This is a genomic window from Achromobacter marplatensis (assembly GCF_049060505.1).
Taxonomy (GTDB): domain Bacteria; phylum Pseudomonadota; class Gammaproteobacteria; order Burkholderiales; family Burkholderiaceae_B; genus Achromobacter; species Achromobacter marplatensis_A.
The window spans coordinates 216,631-239,641 of record NZ_JBMGRB010000011.1 but is presented as its reverse complement, the minus strand read 5'-3'; the positions used below and the strand labels follow the sequence as shown (position 1 = coordinate 239,641).

Annotated in this window: 22 protein-coding genes; 12 read left to right on the top strand and 10 right to left on the bottom strand. The window is 66.2% G+C overall.

Annotation, left to right across the window (positions count from 1 at the left end; all coding sequences use genetic code 11):
* The 3 genes from ACI0FO_RS25455 to ACI0FO_RS25445 form a co-directional block, all read left to right on the top strand.
* On the top strand, nt 1-1,881 hold a 1,881-nt coding region (locus ACI0FO_RS25455), incomplete at its 5' end, for an NADP-dependent malic enzyme (RefSeq protein ID WP_416031325.1).
* Between the two features lie 49 nt (nt 1,882-1,930).
* Nucleotides 1,931-3,091, top strand: a complete 1,161-nt coding sequence (locus tag ACI0FO_RS25450; protein WP_416031337.1) for a patatin-like phospholipase family protein — start codon at nt 1,931-1,933, stop codon at nt 3,089-3,091.
* Nucleotides 3,088-3,555, top strand: a complete 468-nt coding sequence (locus tag ACI0FO_RS25445) for a barstar family protein (RefSeq protein ID WP_416031324.1) — start codon at nt 3,088-3,090, stop codon at nt 3,553-3,555. The genes ACI0FO_RS25450 and ACI0FO_RS25445 overlap by 4 nt, the downstream gene beginning before the upstream one ends.
* A gap of 89 nt (nt 3,556-3,644) precedes the next feature.
* On the opposite strand, the gene ACI0FO_RS25440 is transcribed toward ACI0FO_RS25445, so the two are convergent.
* Complete coding sequence (locus ACI0FO_RS25440; protein WP_416031322.1) at nt 3,645-4,376, bottom strand: 16S rRNA (uracil(1498)-N(3))-methyltransferase; 732 nt, start codon at nt 4,374-4,376, stop codon at nt 3,645-3,647.
* 18 nt (nt 4,377-4,394) lie between these two features.
* The gene (locus ACI0FO_RS25435) at nt 4,395-4,637 is read right to left on the bottom strand and encodes a hypothetical protein (RefSeq protein WP_416031320.1); all 243 of its coding nucleotides are present in this window, start codon (nt 4,635-4,637) and stop codon (nt 4,395-4,397) included.
* 227 nt (nt 4,638-4,864) lie between these two features.
* Between ACI0FO_RS25435 and tkt the strand changes: the two genes are divergently transcribed.
* The 3 genes from tkt (at nt 4,865) to ACI0FO_RS25420 (ending at nt 9,214) form a co-directional block, all read left to right on the top strand.
* Entirely contained in the window at nt 4,865-6,901 is a 2,037-nt protein-coding gene (gene tkt / locus ACI0FO_RS25430; protein ID WP_416031318.1) for a transketolase, read from the top strand.
* Nucleotides 6,902-6,916: 15 nt separating this feature from the next.
* A complete protein-coding gene (gene gap / locus ACI0FO_RS25425; RefSeq protein ID WP_046804368.1) occupies nt 6,917-7,927 on the top strand; it encodes a type I glyceraldehyde-3-phosphate dehydrogenase in 1,011 nt (336 codons plus the stop codon).
* A gap of 93 nt (nt 7,928-8,020) precedes the next feature.
* On the top strand, nt 8,021-9,214 hold the full coding sequence (locus tag ACI0FO_RS25420) for a phosphoglycerate kinase (protein ID WP_416031315.1): 1,194 nt from the start codon (nt 8,021-8,023) through the stop codon (nt 9,212-9,214).
* A gap of 223 nt (nt 9,215-9,437) precedes the next feature.
* Here ACI0FO_RS25420 and ACI0FO_RS25415 read toward each other — a convergent pair whose 3' ends face one another.
* A complete protein-coding gene (locus tag ACI0FO_RS25415) occupies nt 9,438-10,421 on the bottom strand; it encodes a Bug family tripartite tricarboxylate transporter substrate binding protein (RefSeq protein ID WP_416031313.1) in 984 nt (327 codons plus the stop codon).
* 284 nt (nt 10,422-10,705) lie between these two features.
* Here ACI0FO_RS25415 and ACI0FO_RS25410 point away from each other — a divergent pair, with 284 nt between their 5' ends.
* Nucleotides 10,706-12,394, top strand: coding sequence for a SulP family inorganic anion transporter (locus tag ACI0FO_RS25410; protein ID WP_416031311.1), 1,689 nt, complete (start codon nt 10,706-10,708; stop codon nt 12,392-12,394).
* A 45-nt stretch (nt 12,395-12,439) separates the two neighbouring features.
* Here ACI0FO_RS25410 and fabI read toward each other — a convergent pair whose 3' ends face one another.
* The 7 genes from fabI to ACI0FO_RS25375 form a co-directional block, all read right to left on the bottom strand.
* Entirely contained in the window at nt 12,440-13,213 is a 774-nt protein-coding gene (gene fabI / locus ACI0FO_RS25405) for an enoyl-ACP reductase FabI (protein ID WP_416031309.1), read from the bottom strand.
* The gene (locus ACI0FO_RS25400) at nt 13,210-14,394 is read right to left on the bottom strand and encodes an acetate/propionate family kinase (protein ID WP_416031307.1); all 1,185 of its coding nucleotides are present in this window, start codon (nt 14,392-14,394) and stop codon (nt 13,210-13,212) included. The genes fabI and ACI0FO_RS25400 overlap by 4 nt, the downstream gene beginning before the upstream one ends.
* Nucleotides 14,395-14,426: 32 nt before the next feature.
* On the bottom strand, nt 14,427-15,371 hold the full coding sequence (locus ACI0FO_RS25395; RefSeq protein ID WP_416031305.1) for a phosphate acetyltransferase: 945 nt from the start codon (nt 15,369-15,371) through the stop codon (nt 14,427-14,429).
* On the bottom strand, nt 15,368-17,905 hold the full coding sequence (locus ACI0FO_RS25390) for a DUF3141 domain-containing protein (RefSeq protein ID WP_416031303.1): 2,538 nt from the start codon (nt 17,903-17,905) through the stop codon (nt 15,368-15,370). Before ACI0FO_RS25390 ends, ACI0FO_RS25395 begins: the two co-directional genes overlap by 4 nt.
* 271 nt (nt 17,906-18,176) lie before the next feature.
* Nucleotides 18,177-18,812 (bottom strand): glutathione transferase, encoded by a 636-nt coding sequence (yfcF, locus tag ACI0FO_RS25385; protein WP_416031301.1) that lies wholly within the window; start codon nt 18,810-18,812, stop codon nt 18,177-18,179.
* 114 nt (nt 18,813-18,926) lie between these two features.
* Nucleotides 18,927-19,256, bottom strand: a complete 330-nt coding sequence (locus tag ACI0FO_RS25380) for a DHCW motif cupin fold protein (RefSeq protein WP_006222750.1) — start codon at nt 19,254-19,256, stop codon at nt 18,927-18,929.
* 73 nt (nt 19,257-19,329) lie between these two features.
* The gene (locus ACI0FO_RS25375) at nt 19,330-19,815 is read right to left on the bottom strand and encodes a GNAT family N-acetyltransferase (RefSeq protein ID WP_416031299.1); all 486 of its coding nucleotides are present in this window, start codon (nt 19,813-19,815) and stop codon (nt 19,330-19,332) included.
* Between the two features lie 199 nt (nt 19,816-20,014).
* Here ACI0FO_RS25375 and ACI0FO_RS25370 point away from each other — a divergent pair, with 199 nt between their 5' ends.
* From ACI0FO_RS25370 to ACI0FO_RS25350, 5 genes are read left to right on the top strand one after another with little or no spacing between them, the layout of a single operon-like run.
* Nucleotides 20,015-20,956, top strand: coding sequence for a DnaJ C-terminal domain-containing protein (locus ACI0FO_RS25370; RefSeq protein WP_416031335.1), 942 nt, complete (start codon nt 20,015-20,017; stop codon nt 20,954-20,956).
* A gap of 2 nt (nt 20,957-20,958) precedes the next feature.
* Nucleotides 20,959-21,276, top strand: a complete 318-nt coding sequence (locus tag ACI0FO_RS25365; protein WP_416031297.1) for a chaperone modulator CbpM — start codon at nt 20,959-20,961, stop codon at nt 21,274-21,276.
* Between the two features lie 14 nt (nt 21,277-21,290).
* Nucleotides 21,291-22,004 (top strand): AzlC family ABC transporter permease, encoded by a 714-nt coding sequence (locus ACI0FO_RS25360; protein WP_416031295.1) that lies wholly within the window; start codon nt 21,291-21,293, stop codon nt 22,002-22,004.
* Complete coding sequence (locus ACI0FO_RS25355; RefSeq protein WP_416031293.1) at nt 22,001-22,348, top strand: AzlD domain-containing protein; 348 nt, start codon at nt 22,001-22,003, stop codon at nt 22,346-22,348. The genes ACI0FO_RS25360 and ACI0FO_RS25355 overlap by 4 nt, the downstream gene beginning before the upstream one ends.
* Nucleotides 22,349-22,389: 41 nt before the next feature.
* Complete coding sequence (locus ACI0FO_RS25350; protein ID WP_416031291.1) at nt 22,390-23,004, top strand: glutathione S-transferase family protein; 615 nt, start codon at nt 22,390-22,392, stop codon at nt 23,002-23,004.
* The last annotated feature ends 7 nt before the right edge of the window (nt 23,005-23,011 follow it).

Below are 23,011 nucleotides of genomic sequence, written 5' to 3'. Positions count from 1 at the left end.
GACATCAAGGCGCCGGAGTGCTTCACCGTCGAGCGCAAGCTCCGTGAACGCATGAAGATCCCGGTCTTTCACGACGACCAGCACGGCACCGCGATCTGCGTGTCGGCCGCTTTCATCAACGGCCTCAAGGTCGTGGGCAAGGAAATCGACAAGGTCAAAGTCGTGACCTCCGGCGCGGGCGCCGCCGCCCTGGCGTGCCTGGACCTGATGGTGGACCTGGGCCTGCCGCTGGAAAACATCTGGGTGACCGACCTGGAAGGCGTGGTCTTCGAAGGCCGCACCGTGCTGATGGATCCGGACAAGGCGCGTTTCGCGCAGAAGACCGATGCCCGCAAGCTGGCCGACGTGATCCAGGACGCCGACGTGTTCCTGGGCCTGTCGGCAGGCGGCGTGCTCAAGCCGGAGATGGTCGCTGCGATGGGGCCGCGCCCGCTGATCCTGGCGCTGGCCAATCCCACGCCGGAAATCCTGCCCGAGCTTGCGCATTCGGTGCGCGACGACGTGGTCATGGCCACGGGCCGTTCGGACTACCCGAACCAGGTCAACAACGTGCTGTGCTTCCCGTACATCTTCCGCGGTGCGCTGGATGTGGGCGCGACCACGATCACGCGCGAAATGGAAAAGGCGGCGGTGTATGCCATCGCCCAGTTGGCACAGGAAGAGCAGAACGAAGTCGTGGCCGCGGCCTACGGCACGTTCGATATCTCGTTCGGCCCCGAATACCTGATCCCCAAGCCGTTCGACCCGCGCCTGATCGTGCGCATCGCGCCGGCCGTGGCCAAGGCGGCAATGGACGGCGGCGTGGCCACGCGTCCGCTGGCCGACCTGGAAGCCTACGAAGAGCAGTTGCAGCAGTTCGTGTACCACTCGGGCGCCTTCATGAAGCCGCTGTTCTCGGCGGCCAAGCGCATCGTGCGTGAAGGCGGCCCCGCCCGTATCGTGTTCGCGGAAGGCGAAGACGAACGCGTGCTGCGCGCCGTGCAAGTGGTGGTGGACGAAGGCTTGGCGCGCCCCATCCTGGTGGGCCGTCCGTCGGTGCTGCTGACCCGCATCGAAAAGCTGGGCCTGCGCCTGCGTCTGGGCGAAGACGTCGAAGTCACCAACCCGGAATACGACGAACGCTTCCATCAGTACTGGACCACGTACTGGGAGCGCATGTGCCGCCGCGGCATCACCAAGGAAATGGCGCGCGTGGAAATGCGCCGCCGCATGACCTTGATTGGCGCGATGATGGTGCACCTGGGCGACGCCGACGGCATGGTCTGCGGGTCGGTGGGCGCCTATCACGACCATCTGCGTTTCGTTGATGAAGTGATCGGCCGCCGCCCGGGCCGCAACGTATATGCCGCCATGAACATCCTGCTGCTCAACGAGCGCACGGTGGTGCTGGTGGACACGCACGTGAACGACGAGCCCACGGCCGAGCAGATCGCGGAATTCACGATCGCCGCCGCCAACGAAATGCGCCGCATGTACCTGGCGCCGAAGGTGGCGCTGCTGTCGCGGTCGAACTTTGGTTCGGGCAGCTCGGCTTCGGGCGCCAAGATGCGGCGCGCCTTGGAGATCGTGCGCGAACAGGCGCCGGATCTGGAAATCGACGGTGAAATGCACGGCGACTGCGCGTTGGACGAAGCGCTGCGCATGCGGATTCTGCCGTCGTCCACCCTGAAGGGCGAAGCAAACCTGCTGGTGTGCCCGAACGTGGATTCCGGCAATATCGCCTACAACCTGCTGAAGACCGCTGCCGGCGGCAATGTGGCGGTGGGCCCGTTCCTGCTGGGCTGCAACGCGCCGGTGCACATTCTCACCTCCAGCTCGACCGTGCGCCGCATCGTCAATATGACCGCGATGACGGTCGTCGATGTCAACACGCCACGTTGACGTGCAGCCGGCCGGCCCGGCGTGCCCCCGCACGCCGACCGGCCTGGTCCTGACCGGAGGCGGCGCCCGCGCCGCTTATCAGGTCGGTGTGCTCAGCGCCATCATGGAGCTGCTGGACCCCGACTGGCATTCCCGGTTCCAGAACCCCTTCGACATCATCTGCGGCACGTCGGCTGGCGCCATCAATGCCGCTGCGCTGGCCTGCCGCGCCGACCGCCCCCATCTGGGGGTGCGGCGCATCCGCCGTCTGTGGTCCTCGCTGAACACCGACATGATTTACCGGGCCGACGCGCCTGGCCTGATCCGCACGGGCGTGCGCTGGCTGGGCCTGCTGGCCCTGGGCTGGATGTATTCGGGCCTGACGCGCAAGCGGCCCCAGTCGCTGCTGGACAACAGCCCGATGGAGGCCTTGCTGGGCCGCGTGCTGGACTTCAGCAACCTGCAGGCCAATCTGGAACGGGGCTCTCTGTCGGCGCTGGCAATCACGGCGTCGGGTTACACCAGTGGCGAACACCTGACCTTCTACCAGGCGCACACGCCCATTGAGCCTTGGCACCGCTACCTGCGGCTGGCCATCCCCACGCCGATCGGCATGGACCACCTGATGGCTTCCTCGTCCATCCCGTTCGTCTTTCCCGCCCGCCAGGTGCAGGTGCACGGCAAGGGCGAATGGTGCGGCGACGGTTCAATGCGCCAATTGGCCCCGATCAGCCCCGCCATCCACCTGGGCGCGCACCGGGTGCTGGTGATCGGCACGGGGTTCCGCGACGACACCCACCCCGAGAACCGCGCGGATTCGCCGCCGTATCCCTCGCTGGCGCAGGTGGGCGGCCACGCGCTGTCCAGCATTTTCCTGGACGGGTTGTCGGTGGACGTCGAGCGCCTGGAGCGCATCAATTACCTGATGGACCATGCGACGCCGGAGGGCGCCCAGGTCAATGTCAGGCGCATCCGGGTGCTGACGATCACGCCCAGCCAGTCGCTGGACACGATGGCCCTGGAACACCTGCACGACATGCCCGCGCAAGCACGTGCCCTTTTTCGCGTACTCGGTGTATCGTCCGATCCACACCGTCCGGGAGGCGGGGCGCTGATGTCCTATCTTCTATTCGAATCCAGCTACACCCGACGATTGATCGAACTGGGTTATGCCGATACGATGCAGCGTAACGACGAAGTGATCGCCTTTTTCAAGGAGGCTCAGGCATGACGCGCAATGGCCAATCTACCTTGCAGAAGCAACTGCTGCGCGGCGGGGAGTTGCCCCATGAAGGGTTGGACAAGAAGGCCGTGGTGGACGCTTCCCATGAGCTCGGCCTGGCGTTGTTCGTCGCCAACTGCGACCCGGCCCGCAGCCGTTCCGCAGTGCTGCGCGCCATCGTCAAGGCGGTGGACTTCCCCGAATACTTCGGCGGCAACCTGGATGCCCTCTACGATTGCCTGTGCGACACGGTGCTGGATCACAAGACAGGCGTTGTTCTTTGGCTGTACCGGCTGCATTCTGGCGATCCGGTCCTGGAAGATGACGCCGCCCTGATCGAAACGGTTTGTTCCGACGCGGCGGAATTCGCCCGCGAGAACGGTCGCATCTTTGCGTTCGTCATCGAACATGCGGGCAAGCACCCGGATCCCGAACCTGGCGTTGCGGCGGCGCCTTACGGCGAAAACGATTGACGCGATTGAGTCAGGGGCTGCGCGGGTGCCCGCAGCGGCACGCGCGCTTGGCCCGCGCCCGGCAGCGCCGTGCCGGGCAGCATGCCTGATCACCAGCCCCGCAGGGCGCTGACCGCGGCCAACAGGGCCAAGCCCGCAGTCTCGGTGCGTAGCACCCGTGGGCCGAAGCGCACAGCTTGTACGCCCGCCTGACGGGCCTGTTCCAGTTCCTTGTCCGACCATCCGCCTTCCGGGCCCACCAGCAGGCTTAACGCCTGCACGTCCGGTTCGGCCTGGAGCTTGCCGGCCAGATCGTCCGTGGCGTCTGGGTGGCACAGCAGGCGTAGGCCATCCGCGGGCTGGGCCAGCCAGTCGGCCAGCGTCTGGGGCGCGTCGACTGGCATCAGACGGTTGCGGCCACATTGTTCGCCGGCGGATTGTGCAATGCGCTGCCAGTGCGCCACGCGCTTGTCCAGCCGGGCGCCCGATAGTTGCAGCACGCTGCGCTGCGCTGCGATGGGACTGACCCGGGCGGCGCCCAGTTCCACGGCCTTTTCCACTACCCAATCCATCTTGTCGCCGGTGGGCAGGCCCTGCACAAGGGTGATGCGGCCGGCCAGTTCGGCCTCGCGGGGATTGAAGTCGCCCAATTGGGCAAAGCCGGCCTTGCCGTCGATATCCAGCAGGGCCGGATATTCGCCGCCCTGGCCGTTGAACAGCACGACGGGTTCACCGGCCTTCAGGCGCAGCACGCGCAGCGCGTGGTGGGCCAGGGCTTCCGGCAGGGCGATTCGGGCGCCCGCGGCAAGCGGGACGTCGCAGTAGAAACGGGGGGCGGACATGGGGGGCGCGAAAAGACGTTATCGGAGCGCGTAGCCTACCACCTTGACCCCCCATTCGAAGAAGGTCGGCGCGCTGGACGCCAGGTTAAGCCCCAGCAGGGTCAGGAAGCCCACCGTCATCTTCTTGTCCAGACGCAGGACGTGGGCGCGCAGGTCGGACAGGTCTTCGTGGGTGGCGAAGCGCTTGAGCTCTTCGCCGATGGCGTTGCGCAGGGCCATGAAGCCCTCGATGGGGAGGGTGACGTTCAGCATGAGGCTCATAGTAGGGGATTCCAGATGGTGCGACAGCTTGATATCCTGAATGTCGGACCCCTTTCCCGCAATTGTGGGCGCTACGCTGATATTCCCGTCCGGAAACCCTTGTTTACATCGAGCTTAAGGGCGATGGCGTGAGGGAAATCCCCTGATGCTAAAATCGTCTGCTTCGCAACCTACTCAACTGGCCCCTATATTCCCTGTGGGCGCGCCAGCTTCAAAGAGCCTTCCGAATGAGCAATCCGACCGCCCCTAAACTTGCCTTGGCGGATGCCATCCGCGCCCTCGCGATGGATGCCGTGCAACAAGCGAACTCCGGGCATCCGGGTGCTCCCATGGGCATGGCGGAAATCGCCCAAGCTCTGTGGACGGGCAACCTGCGCCACAATCCCAAGGATCCCGCCTGGGCCAACCGCGACCGCTTCGTGCTGTCCAACGGCCACGGGTCGATGCTGATTTACGCCTTGCTGCACCTGACGGGCTACGATCTGCCGATCGAAGAACTGAAGAATTTCCGCCAACTGCATTCCAAGACGCCGGGCCACCCCGAAGTGGGCATTACCCCGGGCGTGGAAACGACCACCGGCCCGTTGGGCCAGGGCCTGGGCAATGCCGTGGGCATGGCGCTGGCCGAAGCGCTGCTGGCGGCTGAATTCAACAAGCCCGGCCACACCATCGTCGACCACCACACCTACGCCTTCACCGGCGACGGCTGCCTGATGGAAGGCATCTCGCACGAAGTGTGTTCGCTGGCCGGCACGCTGAAGCTGTCCAAGCTGGTCGTGCTGTATGACGACAACGGCATTTCCATCGACGGCCACGTCGAACACTGGTTCGCCGACGACACCGCGAAGCGTTTCGAAGGTTACGGCTGGAACGTGATCCGTGGCGTCGACGGCCATGACGTCGCTGCCGTGGACGCCGCCATCAAGGCCGCGCGTTCGCAATCCGAAAAGCCGACGCTGGTCATCTGCCGCACCGTGATCGGCAAGGGTTCGCCCAACATGGCCGGCACGCACAACGTGCACGGCGCCCCGCTGGGCAAGGACGAGATCGCCGCCACGCGCGCCGCGCTGGGCTGGTCGGCCGAACCCTTCCAGATTCCGCAAGACGTCTACGACGGCTGGGATGGCCGCAAGTCGGGCGCCTCGGCGCAGGCCGAATGGCAATCCGCCTTTGACGCCTACGCCGCCGCATTCCCCGCCGAAGCCGCCGAGTTCACGCGCCGCATGAAGGGCGAGATGCCCAAGGACTACGCCGACCAGTTCAAGGCATTCCTGGCATCGACCCTGGAAAAGGCCGAAACCGTCGCCACCCGCAAGGCCTCGCAGTTCGCGATCGCCGCGCTGGCCCCCGTGCTGCCCGAAATGCTGGGCGGCTCGGCCGACCTGACCGGTTCCAACTTCACCGACTGGAAGGGCGTTGCCGCCGTTCGCGCCGGTGACGACGGCATCCAGTTCGGCCGCCACATCAACTACGGCGTGCGCGAATTCGGCATGGCCGCCATCATGAACGGCGTGGCCCTGCATGGCGGCTACCTGCCGTTCGGCGGCACGTTCCTGACGTTCTCGGACTACTCGCGCAACGCGATCCGCATGGCTGCGCTGATGAAGCAGCGCGTCGTGCACGTGTTCACCCACGATTCGATCGGCCTGGGCGAAGACGGCCCGACCCACCAATCCATCGAACACGCCGCCAGCCTGCGCCTGATCCCGAACTTGTCGTTGTGGCGTCCTTGCGATACGGCTGAAACCGCCGTGGCCTGGAATGCCGCCGTGACGCGCCCGACCAGCATCGGCATGGACGTGCATGACGGCGGCCCGACGGCCCTGTTGCTGTCGCGCCAGAATCTGCCGTTCGTGCCGCGCGACGCCGCCACCGTGGACGCTATCGCCCGCGGCGGCTATGTGCTGCGCGACGCCGAAGGTGCGCGCGCCGTCATCATCGCCACCGGCTCGGAAGTCGCCATCGCGCTGGACGCCCAAGCCCAACTGGCCAAGGACGGCATCGCCGTGCGCGTGGTTTCCATGCCCAGCACTGATGTATTCGACCGCCAAGACGCCGCCTGGAAGCAATCCGTATTGCCCAAGGGCCTGCCGCGCGTGGCGGTTGAAGCCGGCGTTACCGCCTTCTGGCACAAGTACGTGGGCCTGGAAGGCGCCGTGGTCGGCATCGACCGCTACGGCGAGTCTGCTCCGGCCGGCGCGCTGTTCAAGTTCTTCGGGCTGACCGCCGACAAGGTGGCCGAGACCGTCAAACAGGTTTTGTAAAAAAGGAGCTTAGTCATGACCATTCGCGTCGCCATCAACGGTTACGGTCGCATCGGCCGCAACATCCTGCGTGCCCACTATGAAGGTGGCAAGAAGCACGATATCGAAATCGTCGCCATCAACGACTTGGGCGATCCCAAGACGAACGCGCACCTGACGCGCTACGACACGGCCCATGGCAAGTTCCCGGGCACCGTGGAAGTCGACGGCGACTTCATGGTCGTCAACGGCGACAAGATCCGCGTGCTGGCCAACCGCAACCCGGCTGAACTGCCGTGGGGCGACCTGAAGGTCGACGTCGTGCTGGAATGCACGGGCTTCTTCACGACCAAGGAAAAGGCCGGCGCGCACATCAAGGGCGGCGCCAAGAAAGTCATCATCTCGGCCCCGGGCGGCAAGGATGTGGACGCCACCATCGTGTTCGGCGTGAACCACGGCGTGCTGAAGTCGACCGACACGGTCATCTCGAACGCATCGTGCACCACCAACTGCCTGGCCCCGCTGGTCAAGCCGCTGAACGATAAGCTGGGCCTGGAAAACGGCCTGATGACCACCGTTCACGCCTACACCAACGACCAGGTCCTGACCGACGTCTACCACGAAGATCTGCGCCGCGCGCGTTCGGCCACGATGAGCATGATCCCCACGAAGACCGGCGCTGCCGCCGCCGTGGGCCTGGTGCTGCCGGAACTGAATGGCAAGCTGGACGGCTACGCCATCCGCGTCCCGACCATCAACGTGTCGCTGGTCGACCTGTCGTTCGTGGCCAGCCGCGACACGACCGCCGAAGAAGTGAACAGCATCCTGAAGGCTGCGTCGGAAGGCGAGCTGAAGGGCATCCTGGACTACAACACCGAACCGCTCGTCTCGGTGGACTACAACCACAACCCGGCCTCCAGCACCGTTGACGCGTCGCTGACCAAGGTTTCGGGCCGTCTGGTCAAGGTCTCGTCCTGGTACGACAACGAGTGGGGCTTCTCGAACCGCATGCTCGACACCACCGTCGCGCTGATGTCGGCCAAGTAAGCAACACGGTCAGTCCACAGGGGACGGATTTATTTTCCGCTGACGCGGAAAATGGGTTCGTCCCCTTTGTTCGCCTATCGTAGGAAAGCAAATATGTCCAAGGTCAATACCCTGTCCGCGCTGGCCAAGTCCGGCGCCCTGTCCGGCAAGCGTGTGTTCATCCGCGCCGACTTGAACGTGCCGTTCGACGACGCCGGCCGCATTTCCGAAGACACGCGCATCCGCGCATCGGTGCCCGGCATCCGCCTGGCGCTGGACGCCGGCGCCGCCGTGATGGTCACGTCGCACCTGGGCCGCCCGAAAGAAGGCGTGCTGACCGAAGCCGATTCGCTGGCCAAGGTCGGCCAGCGCCTGTCTGAACTGCTGGGCATGCCCGTCCAGTTGGTGCGCGACTGGGTCGACGGCGTCCAGGTTGATCACGGCCAGGTCGTGCTGCTGGAGAACTGCCGCGTGAACGTCGGCGAAAAGAAAGACGACGAAACGCTGGCGAAGAAGATGGCCGCGCTGTGCGACGTCTATGTCAACGACGCGTTCGGCACCGCCCACCGCGCGGAAGCCACCACGCACGGCATCGCGCGCTTTGCGCCCATCGCTTGCGCCGGCCCTTTGCTGGAAGCCGAATTGGACGCGCTGGGCCGTGCGCTGCACGAACCCAAACGCCCGCTGGTCGCCATCGTGGGCGGCTCCAAGGTGTCGACCAAGCTGTCCATCCTGCAATCGCTGGCCGACAAGGTCGACCAGCTGGTGGTGGGCGGGGGCATCGCCAACACCTTCCTGCTGGCTGCCGGCCTGCCCATCGGCAAGTCGCTGGCGGAACCTGACCAGGTTGAGCAGGCGCGTGCCGTGATCGACATCATGAAGCAGCGCGGCGCGGCCGTGCCGATTCCGGTGGACGTGGTGTGCGCCAAGGCATTCGGCGCGGACGCCGAAGCCACCGTCAAGGCCGCCACCGACGTGGCCGACGACGACATGATCCTGGACATCGGCCCGCAGACCGCGGCGCAGTTGGCCGAGATTTTGAAGAAGGCCGGCACGATCGTCTGGAACGGCCCCGTGGGCGTGTTCGAGTTCGACCAGTTCGCCAATGGCACGGAAGTGGTGGCGCGCGCCATCGCGGAATCGGACGGCTTTTCGATCGCCGGCGGCGGCGACACGCTGGCCGCCATCGCCAAGTACGGCATCGGCGAACAGGTGGGCTACATCTCGACCGGCGGCGGCGCATTCCTGGAATTCCTGGAAGGCAAGACGCTGCCGGCGGTGGCCGTGCTGGAAGCCCGTTCCACCTGATGCGCAGCCCGCGCGACACCCGGCAGGATGGGTGCAGCGCGAGACATCTGTGTCAAAGGCGCTGACGTAAAACGCGCGAAACCCATCAAGCAGCATTGGATTTCTGGCTGAATCAGCCTTACATGCCACCGCCGCTTGATGGGTTTCGCGCGTTTTGCCATCGTATTTTTTTGTGCAGCGTCTCGCGCTGCACCCATCCTACGACGGCCCTGCTTGCAGTTTCTTATTCCATCTTCGCGCCCGAGATCTTCACGATCTCTGCATAGCGCTGGATCTCCGCCTGGATGAAAGCGCCGAATTCGGCTGGCGTCTGGCCTGCCGGCACGAGCGCGCCCATGCCTTCCATCCGCTTCTTCACTTCGGGGTCGGCGACCACCGCGTTGACTTCCTTGTTCAAGCGCTGCACCACGTCCGCCGGCGTGCCGGCGGGGGCGACGATGCCGTACCACGCCGACGCGTACATCTTGGGCACGCCGGCCTCGTCGAAGGTGGGAACGTCCGGCAAGGCCGGGAGCCGCTGGCGCGCGGCCACGGCCAATGCGCGCAGGGCGCCGGCCTGGACCTGGGCCAGCGACCCCGTGTCCAGCATCATGTCGACCTGGCCCGCCAACAAATCGGACACGGCCGGGCCGCTGCCCTTGTACGGGATGTGCAGAATGTCCGTGCCCGTCAGGTGCTTGAACATCGCGCCCGCCAGGTGCTGCGATGAGCCCACGCCGCCGGAACCATAGTTGAGCTTGCCAGGTTCCGCGCGGGCGGCCGCCACCAGGTCCGCGACCGACCGGAACGGCGACTGCTTGGGCACTTCCAGGATGTTCGGAATTTCGGCCACGAAGGCGATGGGCGCGAAGTCTTTCGCCGCGTCGAACCCCAGCCGCGAATACAGGTGCGGATTGGCGGCATTGGTGGAACTGGTGGCCATCAGCAGCGTGTAGCCGTCGGCTTTTTCGCGCACGAAAGCCGCCGTGCCGATGTTGCCGCCGGCGCCAGCCTTGTTGTCCACGATCACGGTCTGGCCCAGGCGTTCGCTCAGGCGCTGCGCCAGCAGCCGGGCCAACGCATCCGTCGCGCCCCCGGGCGGCCATGGCACGACCAGCTTGATGGGGCGCTCGGGATAGGCCTGCGCGTGGGCGGCGGGGGCGATGCCCGCGGCAAGCGCGGCCAGGACGAGCGCGCGGCTGGCGCGCCGCAGGAAGGCGAAGGACATGGTGTCTCCAGAAGTGCCGGCCCTTGTATCCGCGTCGCAGGGAGCGTCGCGGCGGGCCGTGTCGATGTACAGGCGCGGCGCAGGGCCGCTTTTCTTATGCCGGCGACTCTACGCAATCTGCCGGCCCCACAAAAGGGATAAATAATCACCAATCTTCATTCTTAAAAGGAATGAAAGACCACAGCGTTTGATCCGGCACGGTTTCGGAAGCCCGGCCTTGGTGTAGCCTTGGCGGACCCTCCGCGCCGTGCGGAAATCCTTTGATCAGGTCGGCTTGCAGCACCATGAATCTACGTCTTTTCCCTGGCCTGAATAATTTCCGCGGCATCACGCGGGAATCGGCGCGGCGCGACATCATGGCGGGACTCAGCGTGGCGGCGGTCGCCTTGCCAGTGGGTCTGGCCTATGCGGCAATGATGGGCGTGCCGCCGGTCGCCGGTTTGTGGGCCGCCATTGCCGGCATGCTGGGCTACGCGTTGTTCGGCTCGTCGCGCACGCTGATCGTCGGGCCGGACACCGCCACATGCACGCTGATCGCCGCCACCTTGACGGGCATGGCGCTGCATTCGCCCGAAGACCGGCTGGTGGCCGCGACGGGCATCGCGCTGACCGTGGGCGTGGGGTGCCTGATCGCCCGTGTGTTGCGGCTGGGCGTCTTGGCCAACCTGCTGTCCCGGCCCGTGCTGATCGGCTACATGGCGGGCGTGGCCATCACCCTGGCGCTGTCTCAGCTAAGCGGGCTGACTGGCGTCGGCCTGCGCAACAGCGGCCTGATCCACCCCTTCCTGGAACTGGGTCGCCGCCTGCAAGAGATCCAGATCCCGACCCTGTGCCTGGGGCTGGCGTCTTGCCTGCTGCTGGTGGCCGTGAAGCGCTGGCGGCCGACCTGGCCCGGCCCGATCCTGCTGGTGGTCGGCGGCTGCCTGCTGTCGTGGATCTTTGATTTCCCCAGCCTGGGCATCGCGGTCGTGGGCGAGGTGCCCGCCGGTTTGCCGGGGCTCAGCCTGCCCGTGCGGCTGGAGGGCGTGGATAGCATCCTGCTGGGCGCGGCCGGCGTGCTGGTGGTCAGTTTTTCCAGCGGCATCGTCACCGCGCGCAGTTTCGCCGCGCGCACGGGCGAACATGTCGATCCCAATCGCGAACTGGTGGGGTTCGGCGCGGCCAATGTGGCGGCGGGCCTGTTCCAGGGGTTCGTCGTGACAGGCGCGGACTCGCGGACCGCGGTGGGGCTGGTCGCCGGGGGCTCGTCGCCGCTGGTCAGCGTCAGTGCGGCGCTTGCCCTGGCGATCGTGGTGGGCCTGCTGAGCGCGCCGCTGTACTGGCTGCCGCAGGCGGTGCTGTCGGCCATTCTGCTGTTGGCGGCGGCCAGCCTGTTCGACGTCAAGGCCTTCGTGCGGCTGGCCCGCATTTCGCGTATCGAACTGGCGTTTGGCATCCTGGCTGCGGGCGGCGTGGTGGGCTTCGGGGTGCTGCAGGGCGTGGCCGTGTCGGTGGGCGCGACCTTGCTATACGCCATGTATGTGTCGGGCAATCCGCGCGATGCGTTGCTGGGCCGGCTGCCGGGCGAGTCGGTGTTGGGCAAGCTGCACCTGAATCCCGACGCGCAACCGGTGCCGGGTATCGTCGTGTGGCTGTTCGAATCGTCGGTCTGGTTCTTCAACGCCGATGCCTTCCGCCGCCGTGCGCGCGAAGTCATCGAACAGGCGCGAGACGTGCAATGGTTCGTGCTGGATGCCGAAGCGATGACCCAGGCCGACGCCGATGCGGTCGAGGCGCTGTACGAGCTCAAGCGCGAACTGGACGCTCGCAACATCACGCTGCTGGTCGCGGGCGGCCACGGGCAGTTCCGCATGGCGCTGGAACGGTCGGGGCTGGTCAAGAAGATTGGCCGCGACAAAATCTTCGGCAGCCCGGAACAGGCGGTAGAAGCGGTGGAACGTTGGCGCCAGGCGCCGCCGGCCACCTTGGCCTAATCGGGAGGCGCGGCCCGGGCCTTGCGCCAACCCTTATCGGCCGCGTCAATCGATGATGTGATACCCGCCGTCGATATAAAGCGTCTGCCCCGTCATGCGCCGCGCGGCGTCGGTGGCCAGCCAGGCGGTGGCTTCGCCCACGTCGTCGATCGACACCAGGCTGCGCGCGGGCGCCTTCGATTGGGCGCGGTCCAGCAGGGCGTCGAATTCGGCGATGCCGGAGGCCGCCCGGGTCTTCAAGGGGCCGGGCGATATCGCGTGCACGCGGATGCCTTGCGGGCCCAGTTCCGCAGCCAGATAGCGCGTGGCGGATTCCAGCGCGGCCTTGACCGGCCCCATCATGTTGTAGTGCTCAACCACCATCTGCGAGCCGTAATAGCTCATGCAGAAGAGGGCGCCGCCATTGGCCATCAGCGGTTCGGCAAGTTTCGCCATGCGGATGAACGACCAGCAGGAAACATCCATCGCCTGCAGAAAGCCCTGGCGCGAGCAGTCCGTCACGCGGCCGTGCAAATCGTCTCGCGGCGCGAAAGCAATCGAGTGCAGCACGAAGTCCAGCCCGCCCCATTCGTCGGTGATGTGGCCGAACACGGCTTCGAGTTCGCCGTCGTTCAGCAGGTTCAAGGGCATCAGTAGCGACGCGTCCACCTGCCGCGCCAGCGGCTCCACATGCGGCAGCGCTTTGTCGTTCAGATACGTCACGGCCAGTTCCGCGCCCATGGCGCGGAACGCCTTGGCGCATCCCCAGGCAATGGAGTCCGCGTTGGCGATGCCCGTGACCAGGCCCCGCTTGCCCGCCAAAGGAAGGTGCGCGCTCATCGTTGGCGCACCAGGGCCAGCGTGTGCTGGGCGATGATCAGCTCTTCGTTCGTGCGGATCACATACACGCCGATGCGGCTGTCGTCGCTTGAGATTCGGGGCCCATGATGGGCGTTGCGTTCCGGGTCCAGCTTGATGCCCAGCCAACCCCAATGGTCGGCGACCGCCTGCCGGATCTGGGCGGAATTCTCGCCCACGCCGGCGGTGAAGACGATGCCGTCGATGCCGTTCATGGCGCAGCCCAGACCGATCATGCCTTCGGCCACGCGCCAGGCGAAGTACTTCAGCGCCAACTGGGCCGACGGCGCGTCGCTGGCCAGCAGTTCGCGCATGTCGTTGCTGATGCCGGACAGGCCTTTCATGCCGCAGTCGTGATACAGCAGGTGCTCGATCTGGTCGTGGTCCATGCCCCGTTCCATCATCCACAGCACCACGCCCGGGTCCAGCCGGCCGGGCCGCGTACCCATGGGCAGGCCTTCCAGCGCGGTAAAGCCCATCGTGCTGTCCACGCTCTTGCCTTCGGACATGGCGCAGGCGGAAACGCCCGAGCCCAGATGCGCGGCGATGATCTTGCCCATCGCGAGTTCGGGCAAGGCCTGACGCAGCCGCTGCGCGATGTACTCGTAGGACAGGCCATGGAAGCCATAGCGGCGCACGCCTTCCTGGTACAGCGATTCGGGCAGCGCGTAGCGGTCGGCCACGTCGGAATGGCTGCGGTGGAATGCCGTATCGAAGCAGGCGACCTGCGGAATCCAGGGCCGGCGTTCGCGGATGACGCGGATCGGCGCCAGGTTGTTGGGCTGATGCAGCGGGGCCAGCGGGGTGAAGGTGTCCAGCTTGGCCAGGATCGCGTCGTCGATCAGGACGGGTTCGGACAGGTCGGGGCCGCCATGCACCACGCGATGCCCCACCGCCAGCGGCGCACCGCCCAGGTGCCCGCTCAGCCAGGTGCCCACGACTTCCTGCCCGTTGGGCACGTCGGGCGCGTGACTGGGTGCGATGTCGCGTTCCACCAGGGTCTGGCCCGCCGCGTCGCGCACGCGCAGCCTGGGATGCGACGTGCCGATGCCTTCCAGCTGGCCGCCCAGGCGCGGCGCAAGTTCCTGGTTGCCGTCGATGTCGTAAAGGTAGAACTTGATGCTGGAACTGCCGGCGTTGATGACGAGGATGGTGTCGCTCATGGCTCTGGGATCCGGTCGTGTCGGCGCAGGCGTCACGCCAACGGGCGGGCGGCTTGCTGGCTCAGGTGGTGGGCGTAGATCGCCGCCACCGCGCAGGACGCCAGGCGCGAGCGCGGGCTATCGGCTCGGCTGGTCAGGATGATGGGCACGCGGGCGCCCAGCACGATGCCTGCCGCTTCCGCGTTGGCCAGGAAGGTGAGGTTCTTGGCCAACATGTTGCCGGCCTCCAGGTCGGGCACGACCAGCACCTGGGCCAGGCCGGCCACGGGCGAACGGATGCCCTTGATGCGGGCGGCCTCCGGGCTGATCGCGTTGTCCAGCGCCAGCGGGCCGTCCAGCAGGCCGCCGGCGATCTGGCCGCGGTCGGCCATCTTGCACAACGCGGCGGCTTCGATGGTGCTGGGGATGTTGGGCGTGACTTGCTCGACGGCGGACAGGATCGCCACGCGCGGTTCGCCCAGGCCCAGGCCGTGATGCAGGTCGATCACGTTGCGGATGATGTCCGCCTTGGTTTCCAGGTCGGGAAAGATATTGATGGCCGCGTCGGTGATGAACAGCGGCCCGGCGTAGGTTGGCACTTCCATGATGAACACGTGGCTGATGCGCCGGCCGCTGCGCAGGCCGGTCGTGCGCGCAACCACTTCGTGCATCAGTTCATCGGTGTGCAGGCTGCCCTTCATCAACAGGGTGGCCTCGCCGTTGCGCACAAGCGCCACGGCGGTCTCGGCGGCCGCATGACTATGCGGCACGTCCACGATGCGGGCATCGCCCAGGTGCAGGTTGAACTGGGCGGCCGTGTCGCGGATCTTCTTTTCCGGCCCGACAAGGATGGGATGCAGCAGGCCCAGGTCGCGCGCTTCCAACGCAGCGGACAGCGAGGGCTCGTCGCAAGGATGGGCGATGGCGCAGACGGCCGCTTCCAGCGTCTGGGCGCGCGCGATGAGCTTATCGTAATGCGTCGAGGTGGGCAGCGTCATGCGGACTTGGCCTTGGCGGGTTGACGGGCTGCGGTCTTGCGCGCGCGCTTCGCAGGGGCGGCAGCGGACTTGGATGCAGGTTTGGCTGCCGCGGAGGCCGACGCCGGGGCTGCCGATGTGGTTGCCGCTTTGGTTGCCGCTTTGGTTGCCGGTTTGGCGGCCCGCTTCGCCATGGCCTTAGTTGCCGGGGGGGGCGTGACGCTCGCCGCCGCCTTGGCGGCCGCGGGGTGCGGCTTGGCCTTCTTGACCGGCACGTGGGCGGCGGCTTCGACCAGTTTCAAGGCAGGCGCGGTGCCAGCGGCAGGCGCCGGCGTCGGCAACTTTGCCGACGCCTGCGCCGCCGGTGCGCGCTTCTGCGCACGGCGTTCGGCCGCCACGAAAATGCGTTCCATCTCGTCCAGGCTTTCGCGGGCGGCGGGGCTGAGGGGTTCAGCCGCTTCCAGCACGCGCTTCATCGTATCGAGCGCGTCGCGGATCGCCGGGGCCGGCGAGTTTTCCAGCAGATGCGGCATCGCCAGCAGGGCGGCGTCCGAATCCAGCGTCAGGATCAAGGCCTGATCGCGGGTCAGGTCCTTGAACTCCTGCAAGGTCAATGCGTTGTCGGATTCGGCGCGCATTTTGCGTATCAGCGCAAAGCTGCGTTCGTCCAGACCGCCTTCGGCGCCGGATACATACAGCAGCATGCGGATGGCCGCGACGCGCAGCCCGCCTTCCTGCACCATCGAACGCAGTTCGGCGGCGCGGTCTTCCATGAAGCGGCGGTGTTCGGGCGAAACGCCCGGATGCTTGCGCGGCGGGCCGGATTGCGCGCCCAGGCCGGCCAGGTCTTGCACCAGCGGCGAACCATAGACGCCCATGAAGGTGCGTTCGTCGGCCGAATCGCGCAATTCCTGCCAGATGTTCAGGCTGGTTTCGACCCAGTTCGAGAACATTTCCTGCGCCATCAGGAAAGGATTGGAGGCCGGGGCCGCCTGGCGCTGTTCGCGCACCTGCTCGGCGATCTTGGCGATGGGCGCGATGGCCGGGTTGCGGTCCGAGATCAGTTCATAAGGCAGGCGCAGCGGATGCAGGCGCTGGCTCCATTCCGCGAATTGCGGCGTGACCATCGCGCGCAGCCAAGGCTGCATGAAGCTGCGGTACATCCCCAGGTTGATGTCGGAGATGCGGGCGACGGCGGCAAAGCGGCGATCATCCTCTTCCTTGCGGTCGACGATGGCGCGCACGTCGTCCAGCTTGCGCTGTTCGAACGACAGCACGTAATTGCCGAAAGCGAGGTCCGCGTTGGGGGTGTCGGGCGTCTTGTCGGTGATCTCGGCCTCGTAGATACCCGGCGGCAGCACGTCGATCATGTCGATGTTCGACGTGAACTCCTGGTGCTCTTTGCGCGCCACGCTGCCGGACACGAAGATGCCCAGGTGGCCGATGCTTTCATGCACGGCGTAGACGATGGTTTGGCCGTGGGCCAGCACTTCGGCTTCGTTCTGGTAGAGGTCGGGGATCCAGCCCAGCGCCTGGGGCGGCGGGGTGATGTTGTCGCCCTTGGAGCAGAACACCACGATGGGCGAGCGGATGTTGCGCAGGTCGATGCGGATGCCGTCGGAAGTCACCAGACCGGCCGTGGCCAGCCGGTTCCCCACGAACAGGTTGTCCACGATGTACTGGATTTCGGGGCCGTTCAGGAAAACGTGGCCGCCCCACCATTTCTCGAAGCTCAGGTAGCGATCGGCTTCGGTGTCCACCTTGGAATACAGGTTGTACTGCTTGGACCACAAGGTATTGGCGGGATTCAGGTTTTCGAAGTTCTGCACCAGCCAGGCGCCGTCGAATTTGCCGTGGCCCAGGTCGCTGGTCATTGCCGTGAGCCAGCTGCCGCCCAGCAGTCCGCCGGAATAGCGCATCGGATTCATGCCGCGCCAGCCTGCCCAATATGACAGCGGGGCGCCGGCCACGATAATGGGGCCGAACAATTCTGGTCGGATGGCCGCGGTCATCATGATCTGCCAACCTGCCTGGCAATTGGCCACGACGACCGGCTTGCCTTCCGCGTCGGGGTGCAGCGCGATGATCTCTTCCAGGAACCGCGCTTCAGCCATCATCACGTCTTCGACGGTCTGCTCGGGCATGGGCTGGGGCAGGAAGGTCGCGAAGTAGCATGGATGGCCTGCGCGCACCGCCACCCCGATCTCGCTTTCCGGCTTGAAGCCGCCGATCCCGGGGCCATGGCCCGCGCGCGGGTCCACCACCAGGAAGGGGCGCTTGATCGGATCGGTTTCCACGTCGGCCGGCGGCTTGATGCGCAACAGCCCGTAGTTGACGGGGCGGGGGAGTTCGCGGCCGTCCAGCACCAGCTCAAACTCCATGCTCAGCACGTTGGGCGCGCGCTTGGCCATGTGTTCGTGGTACTGGTTGCCGCGTTGGCGCAGCACGTCTGCGTAGAGCACGCCTCGCTGCCAGGCGTCCACGGCATATTCGTAGGCGGCCGTCCAGGGGTTGAAGGACGGGGTGGGGACGCGATCGTTGCCGGTTCCGGCCATAGCGATCTCCTGTAAGTTGCTCCCGACGGCGGAAGGCCGCCGGGCCGATCCCGAGTGGAACCGGCCGAGTTGACCTCCCCATTACACCGCATCGAATGCTGCGCCGCAACATGGAAGGGCTTGATGTCGGTCAAATTCGGGACTCGACCGTCCCTTCTTTCGGCTTTATTGCGAATATTGCAGGAAACGTTGCGTGCCGGGCGGCATGCCTGTCATGGCGCGCTGGCCATCGGGCTGGTCATGCACCTTGCATCGCGGCTGAGGATGGCTGTCAGGCCCGCGCGGCGGCGTTGTGCTCCAGCCATTTCTGGATGGAAGGCCGTTGCCATTGGAAATCGGCATAGGCGCGCAACGGATCGGGCAGGTCGTCCAGGGCCAGCCGCTTAAGCATGACCGCCAGATCCAGGTCGGCGATGCTCCATTCGTCGAACAGGGTCGGCTGGTCGACGCCGATGAGGTGGCTGGCTACCTGGATCAGCTTGGCCGAAGCGGCGTGCGCGGCGTCGGACAAGGGTTGGCCGGCGGCGTCGTAGAACACCGTTTCGGTGGGGCGTTCCTGGCGCAACGCACCCAGATCGCTGCGCAGCCAGGCCTGCAATTGTCGGGCGCGGGCCCGTTCGCGCAGTGCTTGCGGATACAGCGCGGCGTGTGCGGGCGCGGGGAACACGTCTTCAAGGTATTCGGCGATGACGCTGGATTCGGTCAGGTTGAAACCGTCGTGCGTCAGCGCGGGCACCCGCCCCGTCAGTGCACGGCACTGGTACGGCTGCATGCGTTGCTCGCCCGCTTCCAGGTCAATCGGGCGAACCTCGAAAGGCAATTTTTTTTCGGTCAGCGCCACATAGGCCGACATGGCGTAGGGGCTGAGAAACAGGGAATCGACGTATAGCGTAATCGGGGCGCCCAAAGCTAGTCTCCGGTCAGGCGGGGTCATGGTTGTCGGTGCGGAACCGGCGGATGGCGGCGCCACATGAATTGCAAAGCGTAACGCAATTGCAATTTCGCGTGTCGCGCCGGCGCGTCAGTCGACGATGAAGAGCTTGGCGCCCGTGGCCGTGGACGAGCGGTGGGGCTCGGCCTGATCGGCTACCTGATAGCTCATGCCCGGGGTCAGGACGAACTGCCGACCGTCTTCCAGCTCGGTGTGCAGTTCGCCTTCGAGACAGAACAGGATGTGGCCCTTGCTGCACCAGTGGTCGGCCAGGTAGCCGGCGGTGTATTCCACCATGCGGACCCGCAGGTCGCCGAACTGGCGGGTGCGCCAATAGGCCATGCCGGTGTCGCCGGCGTGTTCGGTGCGTTCCACCTCGGACCAGTCGGTGGTGCCGAAGGGGATGTTGCTCATTTTCATCGTGAATCCTGCTGTGAAGGCCGGGTGGCGGGTTCAGGGCGGGCCATCCGGCAAAAAACAGATACTACGCCAGTCAGACTACCAGTTTCTTTTGCCAGAACATCGCGCGGCCGGTGGTGTCGTCCAGCGCATAGCCTTCAAAGCCCAATTTGCGGTACAGCCCCTGGGCCACGGCGTTGCCTTCCAGCACTTCCAGCGTGATCTTGCAGCAGCCCATCTGGCGGGCCCGTTCTTCCAACGCGTTCAGCAGCTGCTTTCCGACTCCCTGGCCCTGGAAACGGGGCGACACCCCCAGGTCATGCAAGTTGATCAGCGGCCGGCACGCAAAGGTGGAAAAGCCTTCCAGGTAGATCGCCACGCCCGCGGGCTGCCCGTCGACGCGGGCCAGCAGGGCATGGGCGGTCGGGCGGCGGGCCAGTTCGGCGATCAGGTTCTGCTGCGCGTAGGCGGGCAGGGGCGAATTGCCGCCCATGGGACCGCTGGCGTATTCGTTCAGCATGGCCAGCGCCTGGCGGCCGTGTTCCGGGTTGGAGAAGTCGACGTCAATGATTTCCAGCACGATCGTTTTCCTGTGGATGGATCCGGGCCAGCGCGGTTGCCGGCGATGCCCCAGACAGGGGGCAACCGATCATTATGCCCGTTCGCAGGCCGCTGACATTGCGCATTGAAAAATCGGTCCGCAACCCCTATCTTCTTGATATTCAAGGCCGGATGCGGCACCGCCCGACGCGGCCGAAACCTTTAAAGTGAGCTGGAACATGGAGTTCAAGGACTACTACAGCACGCTTGGCGTGGCGCACGGCGCCTCTGAAGACGAGATCCGGCGCGCTTACCGCAAACTTGCCCGCAAATACCATCCCGACGTCAGCAAGGAAAGTGACGCCGAGGCCCGCATGCGGGACGTCAACGAGGCCTATGACGTGCTGCGCGACAAAGAAAAGCGCCAGGCCTATGACAACCTTGCAGCCGGCGTGTCGTCCGACGGCGGGTTCCAGCCACCACCGGGGTGGGACGAAGGCTTCGAATTCCACCGCGGCGCGGCCCCCGGCGACGAAGCGCAGTTCAGCGAGTTCTTTTCGTCGCTGTTCGGCGGCCGCGGCCAGCGTACCGGCGCGCGCCAGCAGGAGTTCCGCGCGCGCGGCGACGACCACCACGCCGCCATCGAAGTGGATCTGGAAGACGCGCTCAAGGGCGCGACGCGCGACATCAGCCTGAGGTCCATGGAGATGGACGGCCAGGGCCATCCCCACATGAAGACCCGCACGCTCAGCGTGCGCATTCCTCCGGGTGTGCGCGAAGGCCAATTCATCCGTCTGGCGGGGCAGGGCATGCCGGGCTACGGCGGCGGCGAAAACGGCGATTTGTACCTGGAGGTGCGCTTCAAGCCGCATCCGCGCTACCGGGCGGAAGGCCGCGACCTTTACACGACTCTGCCCATCGCCCCGTGGGAGGCCGCGCTGGGCGCGCAGGTGGATGCGCCCACGCCCGGCGGTACGGTCGAGGTGTCGATCCCGGCCGGCTCCGGCAATGGGCGCAAGCTGCGGCTGCGCGGGCGGGGCATCCCGGGCGATCCCCCGGGGGATCTTTACCTGGTGCTGGACCTGGTGCTGCCGCCGGCCGATAGCGAGGCCGCGCGCGCGGCCTACCGCAAGTTGCAGCAGGATGTGCCTTTCAACCCGCGGCGCCACTTGGGGGTCTGACCATGAAGAAGCTTGTCATCACCAGCGCCACCGTCGTGGGCAAAGCGCAGCCGCTCAGCGCGGACGACCTGGCCCGCGCGTGCGGCGCGGAAGTGGAATGGGTCGCTCAGCTGGTCGAAGTCGGCATTGTCTCGGCCAGCGGCGGTCGGCCCGACGATTGGTGCTTCTACAGCGCCGACTTGCAGCGCGCCTTGCACGCGCGTCGGCTGGAGCACGATTTTGGCGCCAGCCTGGACGCCGCGGCGCTGATCCTGGACTTGAGCCAAGAGGTGCGGCGCCTGAAAGCGCAGCTGCGGGCGCTGGGCGTGCCGGAGCCTTGAAAGCGAAAAACACCTTGGAGACGTCTTCCACCTCCGCGCACGCCCCGGCGGGCAGCGCGCGCATCGATGGCCTGAAATCCTGCCTGCCGGTCATGATCGGCTACTTCCCGGTGGCCGTGACGTTCGGGATCGCGGGCATCGCGGCAGGCTTGACGCCGCTGCAAGTGATCCTGATCTCCGTGTTCGTCTACGCGGGCGCCAGCCAGTTCCTGCTGCTGGCATCGATCAAGGCCGGCACGCCGTGGCTGTGGGTGGTGGCGCTGTGTTCGCTGTTGAACGCCCGCCACCTGCTGTACGGCCCCTTGCTGTCCCGGTTTTTACCGACGGCCCTGCATGACCGCCTGAAGGTCGCTTTTCTGTTGACGGATGAAGTCTTCGCCACTGCTTTCAACCGTCTCCAAACGGTGCCGCCGGCACGCCGCCAGGGATGGATGGTCGCGCTGGGGCTGGGCGCGTGGCTGACCTGGATTGCCGGGACCGCCGTGGGCGTCTATGCCGGCGATGGGCTGGAACGCCATTACCCGATGCTGTCGCAGGTGATGCGGTTTGCGTTGCCGGCGCTGTTCATGGCGCTGGTGTGCCAGAGCGCCAAGCGCGGGATGGGCCTGCCGGTCGCGGCCGCCGTGGCGGGGGCGGGCGTGGCCGCCGCGATGGGGCATGGCACCCTGGCCATCCTGATCGGCGCCGTCATCGGCTGCGCCGCGTATCGCTTGAAGAGGTCCGCATGAACGCCGAAGGCCTGGGTTTCTGGGGGGCGGTGATCGCGATGGCCGTGATCACCTATCTGACGCGCGCGCTGCCCTTCATGCTGTCCGAACGCAGCCGTCTGCTGCGGCGGCTGTCGCGCGAGGGCTCGGCGCTGTCGGCGCTGGGCCCTAGCCTGCTGGCGGGTATCGCGGCCGCGGTCATCGTTCCGGACGTGTTGGACGCGGGAGCCCAGGCTGCCCGCATCGCCCCCTACGTGGGCGGGCTGGTCGTCACGGGCGTCGCCGCGCGGATGGTCAGCAATACCGGCGCCGCCGTGCTGCTGGGAATGGCGGGATACGGCATGTTGCTGGCCTTGGCGGGCTGAGCCGCCGCAGGCAAAATAATCGGACTCCAAGGAGGCCGACCATGCTTACGCTCTATCATGCGCCGCGTTCGCGGTCGTTCAGGATCCTGTGGCTGCTTGAGGAACTGGGCGTGCCATACGACACCGAAATGGTGTCCATCCGCGGCAACGACAGCACGGGCCACATGCCCGCCGACTACATCGATATCCATCCGCACCGCAAAGTGCCGGCGCTGGTGCACGACGGGGTGCCGGTGTTTGAAACGCCGGCCATCGCGCTGTATCTCACGGACCTGTTCCCCGAAAAGGAGCTGGGCCCGCGGGTGGGCGACGCCGACCGCGGCCCCTACCTGACCTGGCTGTCTTACTCCACGGGCGTGTTCGAACCCGCCATGGTCGAACGCGCATTCAAGCGCCCGCACCAGGACGGCGCCCCCGGTTGGGGATCGGCCGACGAGGTCGAACAGGTACTGACCCGGGTGCTGCAGGCTCGCCCCTTCTTTTTGGGCAGCCGTTTTTCGGCGGTGGACATCGTGCTGGGCGGCACGCTGCAGTACATGATGCAGGTGAAGCTGGTTGCAGAGTCGCCGGTATTCAGCGCCTATGTCGAACGGCTGGGCAATCGTCCGGCAATGCACCGGGCGTTGCAGCGCGACGGAGACATCGAAGAGGGCTGATGCGACC

Coding starts and splice junctions, on each gene's coding strand:
- ACI0FO_RS25350 (WP_416031291.1), top strand. CDS start 22,390: ATGCTTACGCTCTATCATGCGCCGCGTTCGCGGTCGTTCAGGATCCTG.
- ACI0FO_RS25355 (WP_416031293.1), top strand. CDS start 22,001: ATGAACGCCGAAGGCCTGGGTTTCTGGGGGGCGGTGATCGCGATGGCC.
- ACI0FO_RS25395 (WP_416031305.1), bottom strand. CDS start 15,371: ATGACGCTGCCCACCTCGACGCATTACGATAAGCTCATCGCGCGCGCC.
- fabI (WP_416031309.1), bottom strand. CDS start 13,213: ATGAGCGCGCACCTTCCTTTGGCGGGCAAGCGGGGCCTGGTCACGGGC.
- ACI0FO_RS25420 (WP_416031315.1), top strand. CDS start 8,021: ATGTCCAAGGTCAATACCCTGTCCGCGCTGGCCAAGTCCGGCGCCCTG.
- ACI0FO_RS25445 (WP_416031324.1), top strand. CDS start 3,088: ATGACGCGCAATGGCCAATCTACCTTGCAGAAGCAACTGCTGCGCGGC.
- ACI0FO_RS25440 (WP_416031322.1), bottom strand. CDS start 4,376: ATGTCCGCCCCCCGTTTCTACTGCGACGTCCCGCTTGCCGCGGGCGCC.
- ACI0FO_RS25435 (WP_416031320.1), bottom strand. CDS start 4,637: ATGAGCCTCATGCTGAACGTCACCCTCCCCATCGAGGGCTTCATGGCC.
- ACI0FO_RS25415 (WP_416031313.1), bottom strand. CDS start 10,421: ATGTCCTTCGCCTTCCTGCGGCGCGCCAGCCGCGCGCTCGTCCTGGCC.
- ACI0FO_RS25365 (WP_416031297.1), top strand. CDS start 20,959: ATGAAGAAGCTTGTCATCACCAGCGCCACCGTCGTGGGCAAAGCGCAG.
- ACI0FO_RS25380 (WP_006222750.1), bottom strand. CDS start 19,256: ATGAAAATGAGCAACATCCCCTTCGGCACCACCGACTGGTCCGAGGTG.
- ACI0FO_RS25400 (WP_416031307.1), bottom strand. CDS start 14,394: ATGAGCGACACCATCCTCGTCATCAACGCCGGCAGTTCCAGCATCAAG.
- gap (WP_046804368.1), top strand. CDS start 6,917: ATGACCATTCGCGTCGCCATCAACGGTTACGGTCGCATCGGCCGCAAC.
- ACI0FO_RS25390 (WP_416031303.1), bottom strand. CDS start 17,905: ATGGCCGGAACCGGCAACGATCGCGTCCCCACCCCGTCCTTCAACCCC.
- ACI0FO_RS25410 (WP_416031311.1), top strand. CDS start 10,706: ATGAATCTACGTCTTTTCCCTGGCCTGAATAATTTCCGCGGCATCACG.
- tkt (WP_416031318.1), top strand. CDS start 4,865: ATGAGCAATCCGACCGCCCCTAAACTTGCCTTGGCGGATGCCATCCGC.
- ACI0FO_RS25370 (WP_416031335.1), top strand. CDS start 20,015: ATGGAGTTCAAGGACTACTACAGCACGCTTGGCGTGGCGCACGGCGCC.